We start from the raw sequence: 26,505 nt of genomic DNA, 5'->3' as shown, positions 1-26,505 counted from the left end.
GAATAGCGTTCATGCAGTAAAGCACTGCCTATTCAAAAGCGCTTCTATGCCATGTTGATAGGCAAACATTGAATGTCATTATTGAAGAGGAGATTTCACATGAAAGTATTTTTAGGTATTGGTTCCGGCCCAGGCATGGGCGTCGCCACAGCAGAGCGCTTTGCCAAAGAAGGGTTCAAAATCATTCTGGCGAGCCGCAACGCCGAAAACACTGGCAAATTAGTCGCCGAATTGAATAGCAAAGGTTATCAAGCCGAGGCCAAGGTGGTGGATGCGTCTGATGCAAGCCAGGTAGCCGCGCTCATTACTGCCGTTAAAAATCAGGAAGGTAACATTGATGTCCTGCACTACAACGCGGCGAATCTCCGTCAGGCCACTATCGCCAGTCAAGCCAACGACACGTTTAACAGTGATCTGGCAGTTAATATTGGCGGTGCCTTATCGGCGGTTAAAGCAGTGGTACCGTTAATGACCGAAGCCAAATCAGGTTCTATCCTGCTCACAGGCGGCGGGTTTGCTTTGTATCCAAGCCCAGATTATCTCTCGCTGAGTATCGGCAAAGCAGGCATTCGCGCGTTGACTCTGGGGCTGTTTGAACACCTCAAACAACAAAATATCCATGTTGCCACTGTCACCGTGGCCACCTTTGTGAACCCAGGCTCAAAAGAGTCTCACGATGTTGCCGAGCAATTCTGGACATTGCATGCGCAACCTGCTGGTCAGTGGACAGCAGAAACAATGTATCCAGCGAGCTAATTGTAGGTAAGCTCAATCTTGAGGAGGAGGAGCCCCCCTCCCTTCATGATGCACGGCAAGCTAGTACCTAGCTGCAACAATATGACCAAATTGACCTATTTCTCGACATAAAGTTAGTAACCGAAAACGGGCACGGCAATCAAAGAACACTAATTAAAATTAAGATAAGAATATTTTAGTTTTTTATTCCATTACATATTCATAAATACAAGAGAAGTAATCCTGAGGTACCCACTCAACATCAATGATGTCTCCCGGCCGGACTTTAGTTAAATCTACATCATATTTTGGCAATATATTAAGAAATGTCACTTTCATAAGTGGCAAGACCACTTCCTTACCAAACAACCTCATAACCTCAGGTATATCCTGAACAGTTTGAATTGCAGTTGGCTTGTCGGTGTTGTTCAGTATTATTAAATGGTTGTCGCTATCGTCTACAGTTAACTGACAAGTTACGTTGGTGAGTATCTGATCTTTGTTAAATTCTCCATTTCCTAGGAAAATGTCAGAGGCATCCTTTAATTTAAGGATTTCTTCTTTAGTGAAAGAAACTGATCGCTCATATTTAACCTCCATTTTCATCTTAGATGCGACTGTTCTGCAATAACTGGTATAGTCAAGAAAGTTTCTAGTCAAATATACGAATTCATGCTTACCCAAATCCTGCCCAACTGACTGTGCTATCAGCTCCCCTTGTCTTTCCAGAGAAGTAAAAAATTTCCACCCTTCATTCATTCTTGTGAAAAGAGAATGTAATTTCTCAAAATAAGGCAGACTATTAATTTCCGTGTTTTCCCATTTTTCATAGTTCAAGCTAAGCGAAAACTTGGACTCCATTTCTAGCTCTGGATTGAATATTTGGAATTTAAAGTTAAGTATCCCTTCGCAGGCATGCCCTTCGAAAGTCAACGCTTTAGTCCCTAGTGAAACTTCACCATGAACATCGTCAAAAGCAAGTTTCTCGTTGGTTTCGGCATTCATCAGCCATGTTTTTTGAAGTACTTTTATCTTTGGAGATACTAAAGATAACTCCCCTCCATTTTGCTCGAATAATTTTTTTAATAAATCTGAGCCATCTATCAAGACAGAGTTTGCGCTGACAGTGAAGTCCTTTCCCTCTTCCACAAACTTTTGAAATGCTAATCCATAGTGCTCTGGCTGTTTGGACTCAATATGCATTGATAGTGAAACATTTTCTTTTGCTTCAAATGAATAAGTTGTTAAGCCATTTATGTAAGTTGACTCAATGGAGAATCTGGGGTCTAGGGCTTGAAGTGCATTTACACTTGCATCATGGATGCGTGAAATAGCTTGTGGGTGGAAGTCCATCGGCATTCCCGTGAATGCAGTTTTAAGGGAGCTATCAATAAATTTCTGGTCGGGAATTTTCATCCCCTGCTCTGCATGAGCCATTTGTTCGGCGGCAACTTTCCACTCATTGAGCAAGCTGACAGTATAAAACTCCACATCCCTATCAATTCGACCAGCACAATTTGCACAGAGCCAAATTCCATTCTCAATAGCAATTCGTTGTTCCAAAGTGAGCGACTCATCATATCGAGGCCCACCAACGGAGGCAGCAGTTATGTGCGCTGCAACACCAATTATGTTTGTCTTTCCGTTACTTGAGGGGCCCACTGTTTGTACCCTACAATCTGGATTAGAGCATCTACCTGCTACTCTAGAACAAAGCAGCTTAACTATAGGTTTTTTGAAGTCATGTCTTGCCACAGATTACCCTTAAACTTTCAAAACAATCTACGATGAATTTAATTCCTACTTAAATCTTAAAATAATTGAGTACCTCTTTGGAATACCTAAATTTCTTTAGGATCATCACTTTTTCGCACGGCAACGGTTTGAAGCATTCGGCATAATAAAAAATCTTTTGGATGATCGAAATGTAGCTCTCCATCCGGTCTTATGTATGCCTGGGCTAATCGATTATGATTAAAAAAATCTGGTGATAATTTATTTTTAGCAAATGGATTATGGAACACGCAGAAACCATCAAGTAAGTCCTCTTGGTACTCCTGTTTTCTTCTTACCTTAACGGTAGGCATTATTCCATTCGGGTTAGGGTGTAACGTTTTATATACTGTTAAAGCATTGGGATTGTCTGCCATCGCCCTAATCTTGCCCCAAGTGGCTACTTCACTGTATATCATCGCACTAACATCCGCATATTCAGGCGTACAAAAAAATCCAAGCGGCAAATCCACCTGTTCAGTCTTACTCACACTCTCCACATTGTAACTAACTATGTTTTCCGCATTAGTTTCCAACGTTTGCTCTTCATCATAATATAGCCCATACAAAGCACTGATAATTGGCCGCATTCCTGAAAAATGAGAAAACGGCCTATCAAATGGCGCGATAGCTATTACGAAAGGTTGCTCTTTGCAATGTGCTAAGTTTGAGTAACTTTCTCGTAATTTTTTTACTTTAGAGGTAAAGCTGTTGCAGATACGTATGGTGGATTCCCTATTAAAACTGTTGAAGTCTTCAGGTAAATTTCTCATAGAAAAACCAACTGGCCCCTGTTCACCTTTCGGTGGAGCAGCAATTGTGGCTTCAATACACAGTCTATTTCTACCAGTTACAACAAAGTCCGGAGCATGATGAGAGAAATCTAAATTGGCCCCTAACTCTTTTAGACAGGCATGAATATATAACTCCCAAAAACATGACTCGAAACTTATCTGAAACTCATGACAAAATTTTCCATCCCTGTCCACAAACCCATCTGACCAATTTAATAGAACCAATCTTTCTGCTTCATAAGCATTTCCAAGAAGCCGTCTATATATAGGATGTTGCCTTTCTAAAGGTACAACACTTTGAAATAGAGGTAGTGCACTCATAATATTCAATTATCCGAGGTAGGCCCAAACAGCATTATTGTGATCTTCATGATTCTGTCAGGCTTATAACAATAAGCAAAATCAGTTAGCCAAGAATAGGCCTGATAAATTTTATTGTCTCAATAAAAGCTTGATTGTTTTTACAGTAATATCCATAAGAAAACACGACTTCATAAAATTCATATCCAAACTCTATTTCCGAAAAGCAGGTATCCAGCGTGGAACTTTTAAATAGGCTAGCACTCTCAAGCTTTGAGTGCTAAAATCATTTTAAACATCTTCTTTCAATAAGGAGTTTATTATCAACGCGTTAACTTTACCTGTCGTTTCCTCGGCTGACAGCCTGGATCAATATCTGCGCACCATCAAGCAGTTTCCAGTGCTCACGGCTGAAGAAGAATACAGCTATGCGACTGAGTTGAAAAAAAGTGGTGACCTGGAAGCTGCGCGCGCACTGATTGTGTCGCATCTGCGTTTGGTCGCGAGCATTGCCCGTGGCTACAGCGGTTATGGTTTGCCACAGTCCGACCTGATTCAGGAAGGCAATATTGGCTTGATGAAAGCGGTGAAACGCTTTGACCCTGACCGTGGCGTGCGCCTGGTCTCATTTGCCATGCACTGGATTAAGGCCGAGATTCACGAATACATCGTGCGTAACTGGCGCCTGGTGAAAACCGCGACCACTAAAGCACAACGCAAGCTGTTTTTTAACTTGCGTAGCATGAAACAAGGCTTTGAAACACTGAGCCAGGATGATGTGCACCGTATCGCCACCGAGCTGAACGTGAAACCAGAAGAAGTGACCGAGATGGAATACCGCCTGAACGGTCAGGAAATTTCTCTGGACGCGCAAGTAGATGACGATGGCGAAGAAGTGTACAGCCCGATTGCGTTTTTGGAAGATGAAGGCCCTGAGCCATCTACTTTGCTGGAAAACCTGCAAGACGAGCATTTGCAAACCGAAGGCTTGAGCATGGCCTTACAACAACTGGATGAGCGCAGCCGCCGTGTGCTGCAAGCGCGCTGGTTGACGGAGGGTAATGCCTCCACGCTGCATGAACTGGCTGCTGAGTTTAATGTGTCAGCAGAACGTATTCGCCAGATTGAGCAGAAGGCGATGCAGAAAATCAAAACCTATATGCTGGAAAGCAAATAACAAAAACGGGAGCCTAGGCTCCCGTTTTTGTTTTCATGGCAGTTATTTTTAGGCTGCTTGCACAATCACTTCTTCGTGCGCCAAGGCAAACATGGCCTTACTATTGAGCTGATCCAGCTCTGCCAGTTGCTGGCGTATCGACAACTCTACCTGCTCTAAATCGGCAATACGCTCTTCCAGGGTATCAGTCGCCTGGTAAATGCGCTTGATGCTTTCCACACGGCGCTTGAGTTGCACATGGTGTTCACGCATCTGGCTTTCCATCGGCGCGATCACGGCTTTGAGCCAGCTTTCGGTATCGCGGTTGGCCGCTTCATATTCGAGAATCACATGACTGGCCAGCGTTTCGAAAAACTTGCTGGTTAGCGTCAGTTTTTCGTGGGCAATCATGTTGAAGGTGGTGTTGAACTGGTCACGGTAAATGGCTTCCAGTTTATTGAGCGCTTTTAAATAGCGTGAGGTAGAAAATGGCGGTGGCGCTTTTTGTATCAAACCGTGCTCTTTGGAAAACTTCTCATACATGGCTTCCATCATTTTCTTGATTTCATGCACATGCACATCGGCATCCATCATGCGGCGCTTGAGCTCACTGAAAAAATCATCCATGGCTTGCCGCATGGTTTTGGTAAACGCCGCTTTCATCATGGTATCGCGCGTTTCGCGTACTTTGTTTTTGAGCGCAGGCATGCCCAGATGATGGAATACCTGATTGGACTGCACTGAAAATACGCTACGCAAGGCTTGGTAACGCTGCAAACCGACTTCGAAATTAACCTTGTCTTGCTTGACCTTGCGCATCATCTGCGCAATCACATCTTCGTTCTTGCCCTGCAAACACCGTAATTCATCGGCTTGATCGAGCACACTTTGCAAACGCGTTTCCAACGTGATGCGCGTCTGATGCACCATGTCTTCAATTTCACCCTGTATGCTCTCGCGCACAATCTCCTGCTTGGCAGGGATCAGCTCATCAGACAGGTTTCTTTCCAGTTGCAGCAAACGGCTTTTGAGCAACAACTGCTGGTCGCCCTTCACTTTGGCCAACAAGCCTTTTTGTGCCGAAGTCGGTAAAATCTGGTCGCGCGGCAAACCTAATAACTCGGCCGTGTTTTGCAGCTGGCGATAAAGTTCTGTTTCCACTTCATCATCAGTTTTCAGCGGATCCCACAAACCATCAATCTTGTTGAGCACGGCCATACGGCCTTTTTGCTTCCAGCGCGCACCACTGATATAACGGCGCCAGACTTCCATTTCAGATTTAGTCACGCCAGTATCGGCGCCTAAAATAAACAGCACCGCATGCGCATTCGGCAGCATGCTCATGGTGAGCTCGGGCTCGGCACCTATCGCATTCAATCCTGGCGTATCCAGAATCACCAGGCCTTGCTTGAGCAAGGGGTGCGGGAAATTGATCACGGCATAACGCCAGCAGGGAATTTCAAGCAGGCCATCGTTACCAATCAGCATGGCATCATCGGGCTGGTCAGGGTTATATAGTCCCAGGGATTGCGCTTCATCGACAGTCACGCGGCGGGTACGGCTGACCTCTTTAAAGGCCTCAACCATGCTTTCGCGGGAATGTGCATCAAATTCGACCGCAGACCAGGCTTGTGGCATACGGCGGTATTCACTAATGGAAATCTGGTGGCTGTTGGTTTCAATCGGCAACAATGACAAACTGACCGGCTTGCCAGTGTCATAACGCAATTCGGTGGGGCACATGGTGGTGCGTCCTGCGCCGGATGGCAGCAAACGGTGACCGTAACCGGAGAAGAAAATCGCATTAATCAACTCGGATTTGCCGCGCGAAAATTCGGCGACAAATGCGACATTTAACTTGTCCTCACGCAAACGGTTTAGTTGCTGCTGTATCCGCTCTTCTATTTGCACATCGCTGAGCTGTTTATCGGCCAACCAGCGCCGATACTCCCCCAAAACATCAGCAATCGATTGACGCCATCGCGTGTACAAATCAAATTGTTGTGCCAGTCTGTTATTTTCCATAGGACCTGCTTAAGAATTGTTAGGTAACCTATTCATGATGGTTTGTTTTTTTAGTAATCTATCATGAAATAATAAAAGTTCAAATAAATCATGTAGGTATAGCTATTAATTCACAAATAAAATGAATTATCAACCATAAGATACAACAAAGACTATCCATGCGCGGCAATCATGCATCTGCTATCATGCGCATAATTAAAGTTAACGACCCAATCCACCACTTTCTTCAATCTTATGAGCGGTCTACATCCTGATTGTCCGACCCCGACCCTGATACAACTGCATCAGGCCTCACACCTGCTTGAAATACACTTCGACAACCATACCGAGTGCATGCTGTCTTGCGAATTTTTGCGTGTGTATTCTCCCTCGGCCGAAGTACGCGGCCATGGCGCCGGGCAGGAGGTGCTGCAACTGGACAAAGAAAACGTCAATATTAGCGATATTGAACCGGTTGGCAGATACGCCATCAAACTGATCTTTGACGATGGTCATAATACCGGCCTGTATTCATGGGATTATCTCTATTATCTGGCACAACATTATGAAAGCCTGTGGCAAGACTATGTGACTAAACTATCCATGGCTGGCCATACCCGCAAGGAACCCACACATGCAGCAAAACACTGATCCGCAAAAAACCACCCACTTTGGCTTTGATACCGTGGCCGAAGCTGACAAGCAGAAAAAAGTCGGTGAGGTGTTTCATTCGGTCGCGCAAAAATACGACATCATGAACGATGTGATGTCGGCAGGCATGCACCGTTTGTGGAAGCGCTTTGCGGTCGATGTTAGCGGCGTGGGCCAGGGTGACAAAGTGCTGGATATTGCTGGTGGCAGCGGTGACTTGTCACGCCTGTTTGCCAAAAAAGTGGGCACGCAATCTGCCGTCAACCCGGGCACGGTGATTTTGACCGACATCAATGCCTCCATGCTGGGTGTCGGCCGCGATCGCATGATAGATGCAGGGCTGAGCATTCCGGCTACGCAGTGCAATGCAGAAGTACTGCCATTTGCCGACGAAACATTTAACTGTGTCATCGTTGCCTTTGGCTTGCGCAACATGACACATAAAGATGTTGCCTTGCGTGAAATGCAACGGGTGCTCAAACCAGGTGGTCGCCTGCTGGTACTGGAGTTTTCAAAAGTGTGGCAACCACTGGAAAAACTCTACGACACCTATTCATTTAAATTGCTGCCCAAGTTTGGTAAATGGATTGCCAACGACGAGCCCAGTTACCGCTACCTGGCAGAAAGCATACGCATGCACCCTGACCAGGAAACCCTCAAGCAAATGATGTACGACGCCGGATTTGGCAAAGTGGATTATTACAACCTGACCGCTGGCGTGGTGGCGCTGCACAAAGGCATCAAGATCTAAACACATGTTTAAACCCCTGATTCAATTTGTGCTGCAACACCTGATGCAGCAAAACAGCTGGACGGCACCGCTGCTACAGCCTTATGCCCATAAAAACCTGCGCCTGGACTTTAAAGTCGCCCAAGCCACACTCACCATTTTAAATAATGGTGAGCTGGCCGTCGCCGGCGACTCAGCCGAGGCGGATGCCACCATACACTTGCCACCTAGCCTGGCTATGCGCCTGCTCCGGCAAGACCCGCTTGCACACAGCCTGATTAAAATCGATGGCGACACTGCACTTGGCATAGAGGTCGGCAAAATACTGTCTGCCATCCGCTGGGATATTGAAGATGACTTAAGCAAAGTCGTCGGCGACATTGCCGCCTATCAGGTCGTGCAAATCGGGCAGGAGAAATTACAGCGCTGGCAAAGCCAGGCCAAAAACCTGGGAGAAATGCTGGTGGAATACTGGCAAGAAGAGCAACCCATCATTGCCAAAAAGACCCGCGTTGAGCAATTCAACCAGGCGGTTGACCAACTCCGCGAAGATACCGACCGCCTGCAACAGCGTGTCAATAAACTACTCGCAGCTGCCTCTCCTGAAAGCCAGTAATACATGCATTGGTTACGTTTTTTCCATATTATCGGCGTACTGATCTGGTACCGCCTCGACATTTTTTTTGTCCGCAATGAACAACCAGGCCTGGCCTACCGCCTGCTAAACGTACTGCTGTTCTGGCGGCATGCGCCCGAGCAACGTGCGGTGCGCTTACGCCTCGCACTTGAGAGACTAGGGCCAATTTTCGTTAAATTCGGCCAAATGCTATCAACGCGCCGCGATTTACTGCCAACAGACGTAGCCGACGAGCTCACAAAATTGCAAGACCAGGTGCCGCCATTTGCTTATGCGCAAGTCGAAGCCATTATTCAAGAAGCATTCGCAGCCCCCCTGAGCACGGTATACGCAGAATTCAATACCACGCCTGTCGCCAGCGCGTCGGTGGCGCAAGTCCATTTCGCCAAACTGCATAGCGGTGAGCAAGTAGCCGTCAAGGTATTGCGCCCTGGCATTGCAGCGATTATCCACCGCGACATTGCCTTGTTGCGCACACTGGCGTGGTGGGTGAAAAAACTCTCCGGCGAAGCACGCCGCCTGAAACCAGATGAAATGGTGGACGAATTCGCCCGCCATACCGAGCATGAACTCGACTTAACGCTGGAGGCAGCACAATGTGCGCAACTGGGCCGCAACTTCAGCGACCGCCGCTTGTTGGTGCCTAGCGTGTACTGGGACTATTCGCACAAACAGGTCATGACCATGCAACGCATGTTTGGCACCCCGGTGCGAGACACCGCCACCCTCACAGCACATGGCATCAACCTGACGCAACTGGCGCACGAAGGCGTGGAAATCTTCTTCACGCAAGTATTCCGTGATGGTTTTTTCCATGCCGATATGCACCCTGGCAATATCCAGGTAGTGACTGAAGGGCCAGACAAGGGCAAGTTTATCGCGCTTGATTTTGGCATTATGGGCAGCCTGTCATCCACCGACCAATACTACCTGGCGCGCAATTTCCTGGCTTTCTTTAATCGCGATTACCGCGATGTGGCCGTGGCGCATATTGAATCCGGCTGGGTGCCTGCGGATACCAATGTCGAAGCACTGGAAACTGCGGTGCGCGCGATCTGTGAGCCTATTTTCGAAAAACCACTGAAAGATATTTCATTCGGCCGCACCCTGCTCAGCCTGTTCCAGATGTCACGTCGCTTCGGGGTGAATATCCAGCCGCAACTCATCATGCTGCAAAAAACCCTGCTGAATATTGAAGGCCTGGGGCGCGAACTCGATCCGAATATTGATTTATGGCACAGCGCAAAACCTTTCCTCAAGCGCTGGATGAGCGAGCAAATCGGCTGGCGCAGCCTACTCAAATCCGCCAAACGCGAATTACCTTATATTCTCACCCACGCAGCAGACATGCCGCGCCTGTTTGAACAATACCTGCGCAACCAGACCGAGCTGGGCAAACAGCAAAGCCGTATCGATGCTTTGCTTACCTCGCAGCACCAACAAACCACCTGGCAAAAATGGACCACCACGGCCATTATCGTGCTGGTGCTGCTGCAATTTGCAAGTTTGTTCCTGCTGTTTAACCACTAAGCTGTCGCCGTTAAAGGAGATCAACCATGCAATCCCTCAAGCAACTGCTGGCCATCACCTTACTCATGCTGCCCTACGCAGCGCATGCCGCAGATTTAAGTGGCGTTTGGCAAACCACGGATGATAAAACCGGCAAGCCCAGATCACTGGTGCGCATTGTTGAAACTGCCGGGGAATACAGCGCCATCGTCGAAAAAGGCCTGCTTGCCACCGATACCGGCGATGCCGTCTGCGACAAATGCACGGACGAGCGCAAAGGCCAGAAAATTATCGGCATGACCATTGCCAAACACTTAAAGAAAAGCACTAACAGCAATGTCTACGATAGCGGCGAGATTCTTGACCCGGAAAATGGCAAAACCTACAAATGCAAAATGACGCTGAGCCAGAATGGCAATGAGCTTGAAGTACGTGGATTTATCGGCTTCTCACTGCTGGGGCGCTCACAAACCTGGAAGCGGGTCGAGTAATTGTGCAGAATTGTAAAAAGACCTGATTTTCAGGTCTTTTTAGCTTTTGCGCACCGCACAAAACCCTGTTTAGGCATGGTTTTGTTTTAAAATCGCCCTTTTGTAATCAACTCAAGGGAAACAAGCTGTGCTGATCTGGTTTGTCGTGGCGTATTTACTGGTTTCAATCGGCATTGGCCTGATTGCGGCCAGAAACGTGCACAGCACCAAAGATTATGCAGTGGCAGGCCGCCACCTGCCGCTGCCTGTGGTCATGGCAACTGTGTTTGCTACCTGGTTTGGCGCCGAAGCCGTGTTTGGCGTCTCCGCCACCTTTGTGCGTGAAGGCCTGACCGGCGTCGCGGCTGATCCGTTTGGCTCCAGCATGTGCCTGATTATCGCGGGCATTTTCTTCTCCAGCCGCCTGTATAAACTCAACATCCTGACGCTGGGCGACTTCTACCGCATGCGCTATAACCGTTCGGTCGAAGTGCTCACCACCATTGCCATCGTCATCTCTTACATGGGCTGGGTCGCCGCGCAAATTAAGGCACTGGGCCTGATTTTCAACCTAATCAGCCATGGCGCCATTTCAGAGCAAACCGGCATGATCGTCGGTACCGCCATCGTGCTCACCTACACCACGCTGGGCGGCATGCTTTCTGTGGCCATCCTCGACTTTGTACAAATGATCGTTGTCATCGGCGGCCTGCTGTATATCGCCAACATCGTGTCTGGCCAAACCGGCGGCGTGGCGCCAGTGATAGAACACGCCCGCAACGCAGGCAAACTGCATTTCTTCCCACAATCGGCTGACTGGAGCCTATGGCTGACCTTCCTCGGCGGCTGGCTGACCATGATGCTGGGCTCTATCCCGCAGCAGGATGTGTTCCAGCGCATCACCTCAGCCAAAACAGCCAACATTGCCTTGTGGGGGTCTATCCTTGGCGCCAGCATCTACTTTTGCTTTACCTTTGTGCCCATGTTTATCGCCTATGCCGCGACGCTGATAGACCCGGCAGTCTTTGGCACCCTGGTGGAAACAGACTCACAGCGGGTATTACCGACATTGGTACTGACGCACACGCCCTTGATCGCGCAAGCCATCTTCTTTGGCGCGGTGCTATCGGCCATCATGAGTTGTTCCTCAGCGACCCTGCTGGCCCCTTCTGTCACCTTTGCTGAAAACGTGGTCAAAGGCTTTATGCCGCACATGAACGACCATGCATTTTTGCGCGTGATGCGATTGTGCCTGGTCGGCTTTGCCGCCATGGTGCTGTTTTATGCACTCAACTCCGAACTATCGATTTTCGGCATGGTAGAAAGTGCCTATAAAGTGACGCTGGCAGGCGCGTTTGTGCCATTGTTCTTTGGTGCCTTCTGGAAGCGTGCGACCAGCCAGGGCGCGCTGGCGGCGATTATTTTCGGCATCGGCAGTTGGGTACTGATTGAGATACTGATAGGCGAAAATAGCCTGGTCCCCGCACAATTGGCCGGCCTGCTGATCAGTGCGGTAGCCATGGTGGCAGGCTCATTACTACCGCAAAAAATTGGCGGCACACCGCACAGCGCTCCCGGCTATCTGCACGAACACGCGGCACGCAGCCACCCGCATTAACCCTGGTTAATGCGGGAATACCTCTTTAAAACAGCGACTATTCAAATAAACAAAGTCGCTTTATATTGGTGATAATGCTTTTTTGAGCATGATCCGCCTTTAGGTAATTGAACATTATGGTCGTTAACAAGCGTTACTACACCCTACTCCTAAGCGCCATCGTGCTCATTGGTTTTGTGGCAACCAGCCTGATTGGTTACTTTGTGGCCAAAGACTCGCTGACTGACCGCTTGCAACAGGAAATGCTGCCGCTGACCAGCGACAATATCTACTCTGAAATCCAGCGCGACCTGCTGCAACCGCTATTGATTTCATCACTGATGGCCAATGATGTTTTTGTGTTTGACTGGATTAATAATGGCGAACAAGACGCCAACAAAATGACCAGTTACCTGGCACAAATCCAGAAAAAATATAACACCATCACCGCTTTTTTCGTGTCCGAGAGTTCGGGCAATTACTACCATCCGTCAGGTGTCTTAAAACGCGTATCAGCAAACAACCCAGAAGATCACTGGTATTTTGAAGCCAAAAACTCACCCAACCCCTATGTCATCAACATTGACCGCGATACTGCCGACAATCGGCGTCTGAGCATTTTTGTCAACTACCGCATTGAAGACAAATCCGGCAAGTTTATTGGCGTGATTGGCGTCGGCCTGTCACTGCAAACTGTCGTGGAGCTGATTGAAAACTACCAGAAGCGCTATGGCCGCGAAATCTATTTTGTGAACCGCCAGGGCGAAGTCATGCTGCAAAGCAGCCATTACCGTTCTGAGCTGCATTTACAGAACAAGTCCGGGCTGGATAAGGCTTTCCTGCAAGTGCTGACATCGCCAAGCACCTCGCTGTCGTTTAAAACCCGCAGCGGCAATATGCTCTACCTCAATAGCCGCCTGGTGCCTGAATTTGACTGGTATCTGATCGTCGAGCAGGTCAACGACCCGAGCTCAGAGCGTATCGAAACCGCCTTCCTGATCAACCTGGCGGTGGCCGTGGTGATCAGCATGATCGTGCTGGCCCTGGCGCACTTTGCCGTGCGCGGCTACCACGACAAACTGGAGATGATGGCCACGCAGGACAAGCTGACCGGTGTCGCCAGCCGCCAGGTATTCGAGTTCTACTTCAAGCAAGCGGTTGCACGCGGCAAACGCCGCGACGAGTCATTATCACTGGTGCTGCTGGATATCGACCTGTTTAAACTGGTCAACGATACGTATGGCCATGAAGCCGGTGACCGCGTGCTCGCGCGCGTGGCGCAACTGATCAAGTCGCACGTACGCGAAGAAGATGTAGTTTGCCGCTGGGGCGGGGAAGAGTTTTTAATTCTGCTTTCTGGCTGCAATTTGCAACATGCGAGAGATATCACCGAGCTTATACGCTCGGCAGTGGCAGGCTTGCAGTTCCACTTTAGCAATAAAGTGGTGCAAATCACGGTCAGCGCCGGAATCGCCGAAATGCAGGCGGACGAAAAACTGGGCCAGGTAGTTGAGCGCGCAGATCATCACCTGTATGCCGCCAAGCGTGCCGGGCGTAACTGCATCCAGCCAGACATCGACGACGAAACGGTATAACGAGCGCGTTATGCGAGTACGCCTATTTTTTGCGTATGTGTGCAGTCACGCGCGGCTGGCAGTGCTCACAATAGAAGGTTGATCGCTGCCCCAGGCGGATATTCAGGATCGGCCTGCTACACGCGCGGCAAGGCTCACCTGTGCGGCCATAGACGAAATAGGTTTGCTGGAAATACCCAGGATTCCCATCCGCACCAAAGAAATCACGCAAACTGCTGCCGCCAGCGTCCAGCGCTGCCTGCAAGGTCAATTTAATCTCTGCTACCAGCAATGCACATTGCGCCAGCGTTAAGGCCTTGGCGGGTGTTTCAGGATGTATGCGGGCACGGAACAGAGACTCACTGGCATAAATATTCCCTACGCCGACCACCAGGTGCGCATCCATGATGGTGGTTTTGATCGGTGCGCTGCGTGTGCGTATATGCTGGTATAAATAATCAGCGTTAAACCCCGCTTCTAGCGGCTCCGGTCCAAGACTGCTGAGCAGCGCATGCTGCAATGGCTGCTTATCCAGCCACAAAACCGCCCCGAACCGGCGTGGATCGCGCAGGCGGATCACACGGCCATCTTCAAAGCGGATATCAAAGTGGTCATGCTTCTCGGCAGGGAAATCACGCTCCAGCAGGCACAGACGGCCAGACATGCCCAGGTGCAGCAGCAACACCCCCTCTGTTTCAGTGGTGCCAATTTCGGCCAGGATATATTTGGCGCGGCGCGTGAGTTTGAGCACGCGGCGGCCCTGCAAAGATTGCGGCAAATCGGCCGGAATCGGCCAACGCAAGCCATGATGGCGGATGGTCACTTGCGCGATCTGCGCGCCTTCTATAGGCAGCAAACCACGCCGCGTGACCTCAACCTCGGGTAATTCAGGCATGGTGATTACTGGCTCTTAGGTGCCTGGATATTCACCGGCGGGTTGACCATGGTAAAGCCGGTGTCGTTGGTGAAGTGATAAATAATGCCCTCATCCGGACGTGCCAGCAGGTACTCTGGCGACTCCTGCAGTTTATCGAAATGGACTTTCTTGCCATTGCGCAGCAATACTTCAAAAGAAGGATAAGTTTGTTTGCGGTCTGGCGTGTAAAACTCAACCGACGTCGCTTGCGCCTGCACCCAGCTAAAATCAGTCCACTCATTCATATCATTCTGGGTCGGCTTGGCTTTAGGATCATTGGCTGACCATTTGCCTTCGGTAGACAGCTCAACCTTGAGTGCATTCTCTTCCCATTGTTCCAGATGCGCGAGGTCAAAACCGGCCAGCTGTTTGCGCTCAACCGGCGACAACGGTGTTTTATCCACCATTTCTATCGGCTGTGTAGAAGCCGCTTCACTATATTGCCCGGGCAACAAATACACTTGCCCGGCATAAGCTACATACTGCTCTTCTGACACCGGATTAAACGTGCCAAACGTAAATACCTGGTCGCCTTTGGCGCCAGACAGCGTGAGCTTCAATACCGGCTGGTCCAGCCCGTATTTGGCCGCATCCTGTAAGGGCAGCTTGGTCGCGGTGGTCGCCGCGATGATAGACATGACGCGCTGCACAGAGGGCTGGTCCGCACGTGCCGCATACGGCTTGCGCATCATCCAGTAACCTTCTTGCTTTTCAAAAATGGTCGGCGCTTTAGCCGGGAACTCGGCTTTAACACTATTAAAATCAGCCATTTTGAGGCTTGAGACTTCAAACCTGGCGGACTGCGCCTGCTCCTCGGGCTGCAAATGCAGGAACACGGCAATCCCTACGACGACCGCCAACAACAACAGGTTCAATAACCATCTTTTTTTCATGACGCCACTCCGACAACCAGACCGTTAGACATTAAGCCTTGCGGCGCTTCCACCACAGCAACAGGCCTGCCACAAACAAACCGACTGGAATCAGGTACTGGAACGCATGGAATACAATCCAGGCCACCAGGCGACCCTGATCAGTGGCTGGAATCGTGACGTTGATATCCTTCAGTGGCATCGGCTGTATGGTAATCAGACGGTCATCGCCAGCCAGCCAGTTAATGATATTAATGCCCAGGTCCAGGTTACCGCCGTTAGTAATAAAGGTATTAGCCAGGAAGTTGGCATTACCGATCACCACCACGCGCTGGCCTTTTTTACCGTATTCGCGTTCCAAAGCCACGCCGACGTTAATCGGACCTGCCTTGTCTTTGCCTTGGTCAAAACTGACTTTGAGGTTTTGTGCGCCTGCCGGGATCTTGTCAGACTCCAGCCAGCCATTGGGTGCCACATCTATCAGGCGGCCCACTTTCCAGCCAAGATCATCAGACGCCTGACCATCGACCTGATGCGCTTCAGGGAACACCGTGCGCAGCATGAAGTTGCGCGTGATTGCATGATCACCATACAGGCTGGCAAACGCCATTTTGGGGTCTGCGCCGTATTGCTCAGCTGCACGATCCACCACGATACCGGGCGACACTTTAATGCCTAAGTACTCAGCCACTTCCTGCAAACCATGCAGGTTATCGTCATCCAGCAACCACAACACGTTGCCACCCGCTTCAATATAGGCCTTGATTTTCTTCGCTTCAACAGCGCTGATATCGACTTGCGGTGCCGCAATCACCAACATGGCGCCATTGGCAGGCACCGCCTGGGCAATGGTCAGGTCAGGGTTGGCAAACTTAAAGCCTTTGCTTTCCAGTTGCTTGCCAAACTCGCCCAGGTCGTGGTTCTTCAGGCCTTGCAGCAAACGCTCGCCATGACCATCCAGATACATCACCGGCTGATTGTTGGTGCGAGATAAACGCACCAGCAAGTTAGTCATTTCCTGCTCGGCAAATGGTGGCGTGATGTGTTCGGAACGCTTGTTGTATTCGACGATGGTCTCACCATCCACCTTCACCCCGGCTTCTTGCGCCAGCTTGGGCTCTTCGGACGGGTTGATGAACTTGATAAAGACATTTTTCTTTTCGCGCTGGTAGCGGGCAACAAAGTCCAGCATGCCTTTACGGAAGGTATCGCCATTGTTCGCGTCATCGTTGGTGGCAAACACGGTGATATTGACGTCGCCATCCATTTGTTTGAGCACATTGACACTGCCCTGGGTCAGGATATTACGGTTGGCCTGGGTAATGTCCTTGGCCCAGCGATATTGGGCAGACAAGTAACCCAGCATGACGACCAGCGCCAAAAACACCAGCACAAACATCCAGTTTTGCGCCAATAACTGCCATCTAAATTTACGGTTAATTTTCATAATGCATTCAGCTCAAAAACAATGTCGCGACTAACCGCGTAAACGATCCGCATCCAGACGACGAATCGTCAGGGTAATAAAAGTGAGGATAAACAGGCCGAAGTAAGCCAGGTCTGCCGTATCAATCAAGCCACCGGCAAACGACTGAAAATGACGCATGAGTGAAAACTTGAGCATGGTGCTGGTCGGGTCACCGGCAAAAAAGCGGTCCAGGATCATCAGCACAAACAAGGCAATAAAGCTCAGGATACCAGCAATAATCGGTTGCGCAGTCAGGCTGGAGAAATACAGGCCCAGTGCCGCGAAACTGGACACCAGCAACAGCAAGCCCAGCGAGTTGGCAAAAATATAGCCGAAATCAATGTCTGCCCAAATGTTGAGCGTAGACAGCATGGCGGCGATATACACCACCAGAATGCTCAGAAACACCACCAGGCCCAGAAACTTGCCGACCACAATTTCACTGATAGACAGCGGCGCACTGAACAAAAATGGCATGGTCTGGCTGCGGCGCTCTTCAGAGATCAGGCGCATGGAAAGCAACGGCACAGCAAACAGCATAATAAATGACGCCAGGCCATATACAGTCTGGCCGACAAACTGCGTCACGCCAATACGCTCGGCCGGGCGGATGGAACCAGACATGACTTCAAAATAATTGTTTACCCCGTTGAGGTAATAGGTGCCAAACGAGAAGGTTAGCAGCGCCAGAATAATCCACCCCATTGGTGAGGCGAACATACTCTTGAGTTCTTTTCTTGCAATATTCAACATTCTTAAAATCTTTCCGTCTAGACTTGATCTGCCTGCTTAAGCCGCCTTGGCTTCATCCGCGCTCGCGGTCTCGTGGTAAGTCAGTTGCACAAACACATCTTCAAGGCTGGTCTGGTCAGGGGCGATATGATACAGGCCCCAGCCGTTTTGCACGGCTGCCTGCACAATCGCTTCATGTGGCTGCGTGCCATCCTGGAAGCGGATGCGCCACATACCATCTGCCGGTTCGACTTCAGCCACACCAGCAATCGCAGCCAGTTGTGCAGCCGCTGGTGCATTGCGCAAACCGACCAGCAATTTATTGCCAATGCGTTGCTGTTTAAGCACATCAATGCCGCCGTTAAACACCAGCTTACCTTTATCGATAATCTGCACATGGTCACACACCATTTCCACCTCTGGCAGAATGTGTGTAGATACAATCACGCTGTGTGCCTGGCCGATTTCTTTAATCAAGGCACGGATATCACGGATCTGGATCGGATCCAGGCCCACCGTCGGTTCATCCAGGATCACCACCATCGGGTTATGGATAATTGCCTGGGCAATGCCCACACGCTGCTGGTAGCCGTTAGACAGGTTTTCAATCAGGCGCTTGCTCATGTGCGTCAAACCGCAACGCTCTTTGGCATGCTCTACCGCTTTTTTAATATGCTTGCCCGAGACATTGTGCAGGCGTGCCGCGATGGTCAGGTATTCATCTACCGTGAATTCTTTATATAAAGGACGCATTTCCGGCAAATAGCCAATCAATGCCTTGGCCTCTTTCGGATGTTCTATCATATCGATGCCACAGATCTTGACGCTACCGGCACTGGGCGCCAGGTTACCGGTCAACATCTTCATGGTGGTCGATTTACCGGCACCATTAGGCCCTAAAAAGCCTAGCACCTGCCCTTGTTGCAAACTAAACGTTACATCACTGACCGCCGCACGGCCACCATACAAACGGGTCAATTCGATTGCTTCAACTGTCAAATTTGCCATGATTCTTTCACACACCTACCGACTAAGGATGATTGTTCACTGCTGGCAATCCAAACGCCAACCAGCAAATCCCTAGACAAAGATTTCATCAAAAAGTTATAGTGCCAATACTACTGTTGTAGCATGCGGTTTTAGCCCGGGCCAAACCGTCAATTACAATTCAGTTACAAATCGCACATTATGGATGAACTTGCCGCAACTGTCACGGACTAAACAACAATTCAGCATCACACAGCGACCACTTAAATCACAGCCATGACACTGTTCACCGACAGACCAACCAAACAGGAATTCAGTATGCCCCAAACCAGCCGTTTCACGCTTAAACCCACTGCAAAGCGCCGCACAACCCTGGCACTTTGCCTGGCATTGCTGACAACCCCGGCCTGGTCAGCCAGCAGCTCCCCCACCATTACCACCCCCACGGCGGAATTCGTTTACAAATACCTGCTGGGAGAAGTAGCTGCCCAGCGTGGCGAATTTGTACTGGCAGGCCAATTGTTCCTGGATTTAGCCAAACAGACACGCGACCCTTTACTGGCTGAACGTGCGACACAGGCTGCTACGATCGCACGTACGCCACAACTGGCCTTGCCTTCCGCCGAACTATGGTCAGAGTTAGCGCCGGACTCGATTCCTGCCGCACAAACCGCCAGCCAGCTATTTATTGCCAACGGCAACCTGAAAAAAGCCATTCCGCAAATCCAGAAAGTACTCGCCAACGACAATATCCGTCCGAATGCCTTTATGGAATTAAACAGCCTGATGATGCGCGTCACGGACAAAACCAGCGTGCTGGAGGCGATCCAGCAACTGGCCAAGCCTTACCCCAAATTGCCGGAAGCGCATTTTGCTGTTTCACAGGCGGCCTATTTTGCCCATAACGAAAGCCTGATGGTGGCTGAACTCAAGGAAGCGTCCAAGCTGCGTCCGGGCTGGGAGCCGCCTGCGCAAATCCGCGGCCAGATGCTGAGCGAGCAGGACCCGCAAAAAGGCATTGCTTTCTACCGTGAGTTTTTAAACACTTACCCGGAAGCTGACCAGATCCGCCTGGCACTGGCACGCGCCTTATTGGTGCAGAAAAACACCACAGACGCCAAGATAGAATTCACCAAATTGCTGGAACGTCATAAAAACAATCCGGAAATGAATGTCATCGTCGGCTTGCTGGCGCTGGATGCAAAAGAGTACAGCTTTGCTGACCGCTATCTGGAACACGGGCTGGAGGTCGGCTTTAAAGAGCCGAATAAACTCTATTTCAATCTGGGCCGTTCAGCCGCCGAGCAAAAAGATGATGCACGCGCCTTACACTGGTTTGACAAAATCGGCGAAGGCGAGCAGTTTCTGGCGGGCCGCCTGGCATCTGCCGCCATCATCGCGCGTCGCGATGGCATCGATGCCGCCATTACCATGCTCGACAATGTCGATGGTTTAACGCCGGAACAACAAGCATTGGTGGTGCAGAATGAAGCCTTGATGCTTAACCAGGCCAAACGTAACGATGAAGCCTACACCCTGCTCGAAAAAGCCGTACAAAGCTTCCCTGAGAGCCCAGAGTTATTGTACGACTATGCCTTGAATGCAGAACGCAAAGGCAAATTCGACATCATGGAAGAGACTTTATCTAAAGTCATTAAAATGAAACCTGATATGGCCGCCGCCTATAATGCGCTGGGCTATTCTTATGCTGACCGCAATATCAAGCTGATGGAAGCTAAGAGCCTGATTGAAACCGCGACCAAGCTGTCGCCAGAAGACCACTACATCATGGATAGCCTGGGCTGGGTGTATTACCGCCTGGGTGACCTGGGCCACGCCACCGAGGAGTTGCGTCGCGCGTACACCATTCAGCAAGACCCTGAAATTGCTGCCCACCTGGCGGAAGTGTTGTGGAAACAAGGCCAGCGTGACGAAGCACAAAAAATCCTGGACCAGGCACTGTCAGCCAACCCTGACAACGAAGTGCTGGTCGCCACGGCGCAAAAACTGAAATCTGCCCTGTAATGCAGGTCGCACTACCTACGCTTGCGCGCTGGAAGTCACAGGTGGGCCGCCGAATCCTGGTTGGCCTGCTGGGCGTAGCGCTGGCGGGCTGCTCCACCTTGCCAGCCCCGCCCACCCAAACCACCGCCAGCAACGCGGCCCAGCAACGTATACAGCGCTTGCAAGCCAACCAGCCATTTGCGCTAGAGGCCAAACTGGCCGTGCAATATGCGGGCAAAGGCTATACCGCCCGCCTGGAATGGCAGCATGATGTGCAAGCAGACACCATGCGCATTTTCAGTCCGCTAGGTCAACAAGTCGCCTTGATCCACCGTACCCAGCAATCCGTGACGCTGACCGATCAAAGTGGCAAACAACACACTGCCACCGATGTTGCCAGCCTGACCGAGCGGCTGCTCGGCTGGCGCCTGCCACTCGCCGGACTCAGCCAATGGATACTAGGTATCCCACACCGCGACAGCCCGTTCCAGGCCGCCTATCTGGAAAATGGCGCACCGGCCAGCCTGACCCAGGATCAATGGCAAATCACCTATGATGATTATCAGCAAACCGCCCTCAACGGCGCACTGGAACAACTGCCTTATACCACGCGCCTGCAACAACAGGACGTGCGTCTAAAACTGGTCATTCAGCACTGGTAAGCAGTCACTCACACACGCATCACCCGACCTTGCGCTGATTAAAGATTCAGCGCAAGGCGTCGATAATGGCACTATGAGCTGTTATCTTCTCACCCCCACTTATTACCGACTTTGGCTGGCATTTAGCTTGTGGCTAGTGCTGGGCATGATGCCTGGCCACGGCCATGCATCACAGTGGTTATCGATCAAAAAAACCGATGACAACCAGCTCATGATAGACAAACAATCCCTGCTGGAAGAAAAACCTTATATCAAAGCCTGGGTCAAGGTTGATTACCGCAATCCACAGAAAAACGTGGAGTCGGTAGACCGCGTCTACAACCATGCCAAAGCCCTGTGGTATTTTGATTGCGACAAACGCAAAGCCGCCACCATCCAGGTATTTCAATACGATGACGAAGAGTTGGTCTACTCAGCGGGCACCACATCCAAGCAAGCCGATTTTATTGAGCCACTGCCGGAATCCGAAGTAGAAGTTGCGCAACAATATGTGTGCAAATGGCAAGCCAAGGAAAAGCAGCGCATAGAAGCCGCCGCCAGACGCGCCGCCAACCCGGTGGTGCCTGCTGTTGCCAGCAATAAAGACAAACCGGCCGCGCCAGATAGCGTTGCCGAGCCAGTAGCGCCCAAAGCTGAAGAGAAAGCCGCTGAAGCAAAACCGGCAGATGCCAAGCCAGCGGCCAAACCTGCGGAAGATAAAGCGGCAACTGCCAAGCAAGCAGCTACCAAAACCGATAAAGGCGCGGATACCCTTAAGGATAAGGAAAAAGCAGCTAAACCCGACAAGACCAATGATAAATCCTGGGCGTATAGCGGCCCGCGCGGACCAGACAAATGGGGCAGCCTCAATCCGGACTATGCCGTGTGCAACGCGGGTAGCCAGCAATCACCGATCAATATTGATAACACGATCACGGCTGCCCTAAAACCAATCAAGCGATTGCAGAAGTTCCCGCTCAAAAATATTGTGCTCAAGGACCACAGCCTGATTCTGGATGCGGGCACCGGCAATATGATGGTGCTGGATCAGAAACCGTATCAGCTGAAATATATCAGCGTGCATGTGCCTGGCGAACATCAGATCAAGCAAAAATCGTATGCTGCAGAACTGCAGATGGTGCATGAGGACAAAACCGGGCACCGGGTGATTATTGCTGTGATGCTGGAAGAAGGCAGCACACATGCCGGGCTGGAGAAGTTGTTAGGCAGCCTGCCTAAAGAAAAAGAGCAAAGCAAACCGCTGGCGATACGTGTCACCCCTGCGGACTTGATGCCGACCAAGCCCGCCTATTATCGCTACAGCGGCTCGCTAACGGCGCCGCCATGTACCGAAGGCGTGCAATGGGTGATCATGAAAGAAGCGTTGAAAATATCCAAATTCCAGCTGGGCAGCCTGCAGCAAGCCATCGGCGAGCCCAACCAGCGCCCGGTGCAGGATGGTCAGGGCCGCATGATCCTGGAATAAGCATGCAAAGGAGTACGCAGGCATGCTTTACAATAGCGGGCATGGAACTGCTGACCTACCCCGCCCCCTGTAAAATCAACCTGTTTCTGCATATTACCGGCCGCCGCGCTGACGGTTACCATGACCTGCAAAGTGTGTTCTTGCTGTTGGATCACGGTGACGAGCTGCGCATACGCGTACGCGAGGATGGGGAAATCGTACACCTTACCCCCTTACCGGGCGTGCCTGCAGAAAAAGACTTAACCATACGCGCCGCGCGCGCCTTGCAGCAGGCCAGTGGCTGCCCGCTAGGCGCAGAGATCGAGTGCATCAAGCGCACCCCCATGGGCGGTGGCCTCGGCGGTGGCAGTTCGGATGCGGCCACCGTGCTGATGGCATTGAATCAACAATGGCAATTAGGCTATTCCAGGCAACAACTGATGCAGATCGGGCTCACGTTAGGGGCAGATGTACCGGTGTTTATCTTTGGTCAAACCGCCTGGGCAGAAGGCGTGGGCGAACAATTAGCCGCCGTTGCCCTGCCGCCAGCCATGCTGAAAAAATACTATGTGGTGATCACACCGCAGGTAGAGGTGCCCACCACAAAAATATTTGCACATCAAGCATTGACAAGAGACTCGAAACCATTGAGAATGGCGGACTTTTCAAACGGCGCTAATTCCAGCGCGTTCTGGCAGCAAGTCAGGAACGATATGGAAGCGGTTGTTTGTGCGTTATATCCCGACGTTGCAAATACGTTACTCTGGTTAAAACAATACGGCGATGCCCGTATGAGTGGTTCAGGGGCTTCAGTATTCGTGGCGGTGGAAAGTGAAACAAAAGCGCGCGAATTGATTGAAAATAGACCAAAAAACACTTTCGGTTTTTGGTCAAAAGGGTTAGAATACCATCCGCTTTTTGGCTCGGTCACCGATGATGACCAAAACACAAAAAGCGTGTGATTAAGACAAGTTATTGGGGAGTCGCCAAGCTGGTTAAGGCACCGGATTTTGATTCCGGCATGCGAAGGTTCGAATCCTTCCTCCTCAGCCAAACATAAGCGTGTAGATTTAACGATTTACACGCTTAAATTTTTTATAGGTTCCGGCCATGTGACTGGAACCAGGTTTCAAGACATCGTCATCGCTAAAAAAGGGTACAACGTTGAGTAACGCCAACATGATGGTATTTACCGGCAATGCCAATCCGGTACTGGCACAAGAAGTTGCCAAGCATTTGGGTATTGAATTAGGGCGTGCCGATGTTGGCCGATTTTCAGACGGTGAAATCATGTTGGAGCTGCTGGAGAATGTCCGCGGCCGTGACGTGTTTGTATTGCAGTCTACCAGCTACCCGACCAATGACAGCCTGATGGAAGTCATGGTCATGGTCGATGCGCTGCGCCGCTCTTCTGCTGGCCGCATTACCGCAGCCATCCCTTACCTGGGTTATTCGCGCCAGGACAGACGTCCGCGCTCAGCCCGTGTAGCGATCACAGCAAAAGTAGTCGCCAATATGCTGACCAGCGTCGGTGTTAACCGCCTGCTGACCATGGACTTGCACTCAGACCAGATCCAGGGCTTTTTTGATATCCCGGTCGACAATATTTATGCGACCCCGATTTTGCTCGAAGACCTGGCCAAACAAGGTCACGAAAACCTGGTCGTTGTTTCACCAGACGTGGGTGGCGTGGTGCGTGCGCGTGCAGCTGCCAAACAATTGAATGCCGACCTGGCCATTATCGACAAACGCCGCCCGAAAGCGAACGTTGCCAAGGTCATGAATATTATAGGTGAAGTTGAAGGCCGCACCTGCGTCATCATGGATGACATGGTGGATACAGCGAACACCTTGTGTGAAGCCGCTGCGGCCTTGAAAGACCGTGGCGCGACCAAAGTGGTGGCTTATGCCACGCACCCGGTATTGTCCGGCGGTGCCGGTGAACGCATTACGGCTTCCGCACTGGATGAGTTGGTCGTCACCAACACAATTGCATTAAATGCTGGCGCACAGGCCTGCAGCAAAATCCGCCAGTTGAGCGCGGCTACCTTGCTGGCAGAGACCATCAAACGTATCAGCCAGGAAGAATCCGTTTCTTCCTTATTTATGGACTAAAAGTACATAAATACAATGTAGAGCATGGATTAAGTTTTACCCCACCTACTGGTCGCGGCAGGTGGATTTTAGTGCAGTACCGCCATTCGTGGCGTTTTTAGGAGCCTCAACATGAGTATCGAAATTAAAGCAGTCAAACGTGACGTTCAAGGTACGGGTGCGAGCCGCCGCCTGCGTCGCGCTGGCAGCGTGCCTGGTGTTGTGTACGGTGGCGATCAAGCCGCTGTATCTATCGAGTTGAACCACAAAGAACTGTTCATGGAATTCCGCCATGAAGCTTTCCACGCGTCTATCCTGAGCCTGGTGCTGGATGGCAAAGCTGAAAGCGTTCTGCTGCGTGACTATCAACTGCACCCAGTACGCAACACGATTCAACACATCGATTTCCAGCGCGTATCTGCGACTGAGAAAATCCACGTGAAAGTGCCTTTCCACTTCATCAACGAAGACGTGGCACCTGGCGTGAAAACCGGTGGTGGTAACATCTCCCACATCCAGACTGAAGCTGACGTAAGCTGCCTGGCGAAAGATTTGCCAGAGTTTATCGAAGTTGACCTGGCAAAATTGGAAGCTGGTCACTCTATCCACTTGTCCGAAATCAAGCTGCCAAAAGGCATCGAGTTCGTACAACTGGCTCACGGTGATGACGCTGCCGTGGTTTCTATCGCTAAACCACGTGGTGGTAGCGACGAAGCTGCTGCAGAAACTCCAGCAGCCTAAGCAGGCCTGGCGGTTATCCGCTACAATAAACGCGCACTCTTCAGTGCGCGTTTTTTCTTTGTCTGAACGAAACTCACACCATGACTGGCATCAAACTGATTGTAGGGCTGGGCAATCCCGGCGATAAATACACCATGACCCGGCATAATGCAGGCTTCTGGCTGGTGGATTTGCTGGCGCAACAATCCGGCAGCCGCCTGGCGGCCGAAACCAAACTGTTTGGCATTGCCGGCAAATGGCAGCCGCACAGCGATAAATGGCTACTCAAACCCAGCACCTTCATGAACGCCAGCGGCAAGTCTGTCGCAGCCATTGCCAACTACTACAAAATCCAGCCTGCAGAAGTACTGGTGGTGCATGACGAATTGGACCTGCCACCAGGACAGGCCAAACTCAAATTTGGCGGTGGCCATGGCGGACACAACGGCTTGCGTGATATTCATGCCGCCCTGGGCACGCCTGACTACTGGCGCTTGCGTATCGGCATCGGCCATCCGGGCAATAAGGCTGAAGTGGTGAATTTTGTCTTGAAAGCGGCGGGTAAAGATGAACAGCAGGCGATTGATGACAGCATCATCAAGGCTACCACTGTCACTGACTTACTGGCACAAGGCCAGTTTGAAAAAGCCATGCTGCAACTGCATAGCAAATAATG

24 protein-coding genes and 1 tRNA gene are annotated in these 26,505 nt (G+C 50.6%); 17 read left to right on the top strand and 8 right to left on the bottom strand.

Features of this window, described 5'->3' with window-relative positions; all coding sequences use genetic code 11:
* Positions 1-99: 99 nt before the first annotated feature.
* Positions 100-756, top strand: coding sequence for an SDR family NAD(P)-dependent oxidoreductase (locus INP79_RS03965; RefSeq protein WP_194753014.1), 657 nt, complete (start codon positions 100-102; stop codon positions 754-756).
* A 183-nt stretch (positions 757-939) separates the two neighbouring features.
* Here the strand turns inward: INP79_RS03965 and INP79_RS03960 are convergent, their stop codons facing one another.
* Both INP79_RS03960 and INP79_RS03955 read right to left on the bottom strand, forming a co-directional pair.
* Positions 940-2,490 (bottom strand): hypothetical protein, encoded by a 1,551-nt coding sequence (locus tag INP79_RS03960; protein ID WP_194753013.1) that lies wholly within the window; start codon positions 2,488-2,490, stop codon positions 940-942.
* An 86-nt stretch (positions 2,491-2,576) separates the two neighbouring features.
* Positions 2,577-3,623, bottom strand: a complete 1,047-nt coding sequence (locus tag INP79_RS03955; protein WP_194753012.1) for a glycosaminoglycan attachment site — start codon at positions 3,621-3,623, stop codon at positions 2,577-2,579.
* A gap of 298 nt (positions 3,624-3,921) precedes the next feature.
* Here INP79_RS03955 and rpoH point away from each other — a divergent pair, with 298 nt between their 5' ends.
* Positions 3,922-4,779 carry an RNA polymerase sigma factor RpoH gene (gene rpoH / locus INP79_RS03950; RefSeq protein ID WP_194753848.1) on the top strand — a complete coding sequence of 286 codons (858 nt, stop codon included), beginning with the start codon at positions 3,922-3,924 and terminating at the stop codon, positions 4,777-4,779.
* 48 nt (positions 4,780-4,827) lie between these two features.
* On the opposite strand, the gene INP79_RS03945 is transcribed toward rpoH, so the two are convergent.
* On the bottom strand, positions 4,828-6,783 hold the full coding sequence (locus INP79_RS03945) for a dynamin family protein (protein ID WP_194753011.1): 1,956 nt from the start codon (positions 6,781-6,783) through the stop codon (positions 4,828-4,830).
* A 234-nt stretch (positions 6,784-7,017) separates the two neighbouring features.
* Here INP79_RS03945 and INP79_RS03940 point away from each other — a divergent pair, with 234 nt between their 5' ends.
* The 7 genes from INP79_RS03940 (at position 7,018) to INP79_RS03910 (ending at position 13,951) form a co-directional block, all read left to right on the top strand.
* Positions 7,018-7,413, top strand: coding sequence for a gamma-butyrobetaine hydroxylase-like domain-containing protein (locus INP79_RS03940; RefSeq protein WP_194740661.1), 396 nt, complete (start codon positions 7,018-7,020; stop codon positions 7,411-7,413).
* Positions 7,397-8,164, top strand: a complete 768-nt coding sequence (ubiE, locus tag INP79_RS03935) for a bifunctional demethylmenaquinone methyltransferase/2-methoxy-6-polyprenyl-1,4-benzoquinol methylase UbiE (RefSeq protein ID WP_194753010.1) — start codon at positions 7,397-7,399, stop codon at positions 8,162-8,164. Before INP79_RS03940 ends, ubiE begins: the two co-directional genes overlap by 17 nt.
* 4 nt (positions 8,165-8,168) lie before the next feature.
* Positions 8,169-8,759 carry an SCP2 domain-containing protein gene (locus tag INP79_RS03930; RefSeq protein ID WP_194753009.1) on the top strand — a complete coding sequence of 197 codons (591 nt, stop codon included), beginning with the start codon at positions 8,169-8,171 and terminating at the stop codon, positions 8,757-8,759.
* Positions 8,760-8,762: 3 nt separating this feature from the next.
* Positions 8,763-10,310 carry a ubiquinone biosynthesis regulatory protein kinase UbiB gene (ubiB, locus tag INP79_RS03925; RefSeq protein WP_194753008.1) on the top strand — a complete coding sequence of 516 codons (1,548 nt, stop codon included), beginning with the start codon at positions 8,763-8,765 and terminating at the stop codon, positions 10,308-10,310.
* Positions 10,311-10,336: 26 nt separating this feature from the next.
* Positions 10,337-10,780: a DUF2147 domain-containing protein gene (locus INP79_RS03920; protein ID WP_194753007.1), complete on the top strand. Its 444-nt coding sequence runs from the start codon at positions 10,337-10,339 to the stop codon at positions 10,778-10,780.
* A 127-nt stretch (positions 10,781-10,907) separates the two neighbouring features.
* Entirely contained in the window at positions 10,908-12,377 is a 1,470-nt protein-coding gene (locus tag INP79_RS03915) for a sodium:solute symporter family protein (RefSeq protein ID WP_194753006.1), read from the top strand.
* A gap of 116 nt (positions 12,378-12,493) precedes the next feature.
* A complete protein-coding gene (locus tag INP79_RS03910; RefSeq protein WP_194753005.1) occupies positions 12,494-13,951 on the top strand; it encodes a sensor domain-containing diguanylate cyclase in 1,458 nt (485 codons plus the stop codon).
* 22 nt (positions 13,952-13,973) lie between these two features.
* Here INP79_RS03910 and mutM read toward each other — a convergent pair whose 3' ends face one another.
* The 5 genes from mutM to INP79_RS03885 are packed head-to-tail and all read right to left on the bottom strand — an operon-like array spanning position 13,974 to position 18,926.
* Positions 13,974-14,825 carry a bifunctional DNA-formamidopyrimidine glycosylase/DNA-(apurinic or apyrimidinic site) lyase gene (gene mutM, locus INP79_RS03905; RefSeq protein ID WP_194753004.1) on the bottom strand — a complete coding sequence of 284 codons (852 nt, stop codon included), beginning with the start codon at positions 14,823-14,825 and terminating at the stop codon, positions 13,974-13,976.
* Between the two features lie 5 nt (positions 14,826-14,830).
* Positions 14,831-15,739: a DUF4340 domain-containing protein gene (locus tag INP79_RS03900; protein ID WP_194753003.1), complete on the bottom strand. Its 909-nt coding sequence runs from the start codon at positions 15,737-15,739 to the stop codon at positions 14,831-14,833.
* A 31-nt stretch (positions 15,740-15,770) separates the two neighbouring features.
* Positions 15,771-17,165, bottom strand: coding sequence for a GldG family protein (locus tag INP79_RS03895; RefSeq protein WP_194753002.1), 1,395 nt, complete (start codon positions 17,163-17,165; stop codon positions 15,771-15,773).
* A 30-nt stretch (positions 17,166-17,195) separates the two neighbouring features.
* The gene (locus INP79_RS03890) at positions 17,196-17,939 is read right to left on the bottom strand and encodes an ABC transporter permease (protein WP_194753001.1); all 744 of its coding nucleotides are present in this window, start codon (positions 17,937-17,939) and stop codon (positions 17,196-17,198) included.
* Positions 17,940-17,975: 36 nt separating this feature from the next.
* Positions 17,976-18,926: an ATP-binding cassette domain-containing protein gene (locus tag INP79_RS03885; RefSeq protein ID WP_194753000.1), complete on the bottom strand. Its 951-nt coding sequence runs from the start codon at positions 18,924-18,926 to the stop codon at positions 17,976-17,978.
* 297 nt (positions 18,927-19,223) lie between these two features.
* Between INP79_RS03885 and INP79_RS03880 the strand changes: the two genes are divergently transcribed.
* The 8 genes from INP79_RS03880 (at position 19,224) to pth (ending at position 26,503) form a co-directional block, all read left to right on the top strand.
* A complete protein-coding gene (locus INP79_RS03880) occupies positions 19,224-20,930 on the top strand; it encodes a tetratricopeptide repeat protein (RefSeq protein ID WP_228519710.1) in 1,707 nt (568 codons plus the stop codon).
* Positions 20,930-21,571: a lipoprotein insertase outer membrane protein LolB gene (gene lolB, locus INP79_RS03875; RefSeq protein WP_194752998.1), complete on the top strand. Its 642-nt coding sequence runs from the start codon at positions 20,930-20,932 to the stop codon at positions 21,569-21,571. The genes INP79_RS03880 and lolB overlap by 1 nt, the downstream gene beginning before the upstream one ends.
* A gap of 73 nt (positions 21,572-21,644) precedes the next feature.
* Positions 21,645-23,036 (top strand): carbonic anhydrase, encoded by a 1,392-nt coding sequence (locus tag INP79_RS03870; protein WP_228519709.1) that lies wholly within the window; start codon positions 21,645-21,647, stop codon positions 23,034-23,036.
* Positions 23,037-23,077: 41 nt separating this feature from the next.
* A complete protein-coding gene (gene ispE / locus INP79_RS03865) occupies positions 23,078-23,977 on the top strand; it encodes a 4-(cytidine 5'-diphospho)-2-C-methyl-D-erythritol kinase (RefSeq protein WP_194753846.1) in 900 nt (299 codons plus the stop codon).
* A gap of 14 nt (positions 23,978-23,991) precedes the next feature.
* Positions 23,992-24,068: transfer RNA gene (locus INP79_RS03860), tRNA-Gln, on the top strand.
* 126 nt (positions 24,069-24,194) lie between these two features.
* Positions 24,195-25,130: a ribose-phosphate pyrophosphokinase gene (locus INP79_RS03855; protein WP_194753845.1), complete on the top strand. Its 936-nt coding sequence runs from the start codon at positions 24,195-24,197 to the stop codon at positions 25,128-25,130.
* A 111-nt stretch (positions 25,131-25,241) separates the two neighbouring features.
* Entirely contained in the window at positions 25,242-25,850 is a 609-nt protein-coding gene (locus tag INP79_RS03850; RefSeq protein ID WP_194740646.1) for a 50S ribosomal protein L25/general stress protein Ctc, read from the top strand.
* 80 nt (positions 25,851-25,930) lie between these two features.
* Entirely contained in the window at positions 25,931-26,503 is a 573-nt protein-coding gene (pth, locus tag INP79_RS03845; RefSeq protein WP_194752997.1) for an aminoacyl-tRNA hydrolase, read from the top strand.
* Positions 26,504-26,505: the final 2 nt, after the last annotated feature.

Source organism: Methylophilus sp. QUAN, assembly GCF_015354445.1.
Taxonomy (GTDB): domain Bacteria; phylum Pseudomonadota; class Gammaproteobacteria; order Burkholderiales; family Methylophilaceae; genus Methylophilus.
This window is presented reverse-complemented; position numbering and strand designations above follow the sequence as displayed.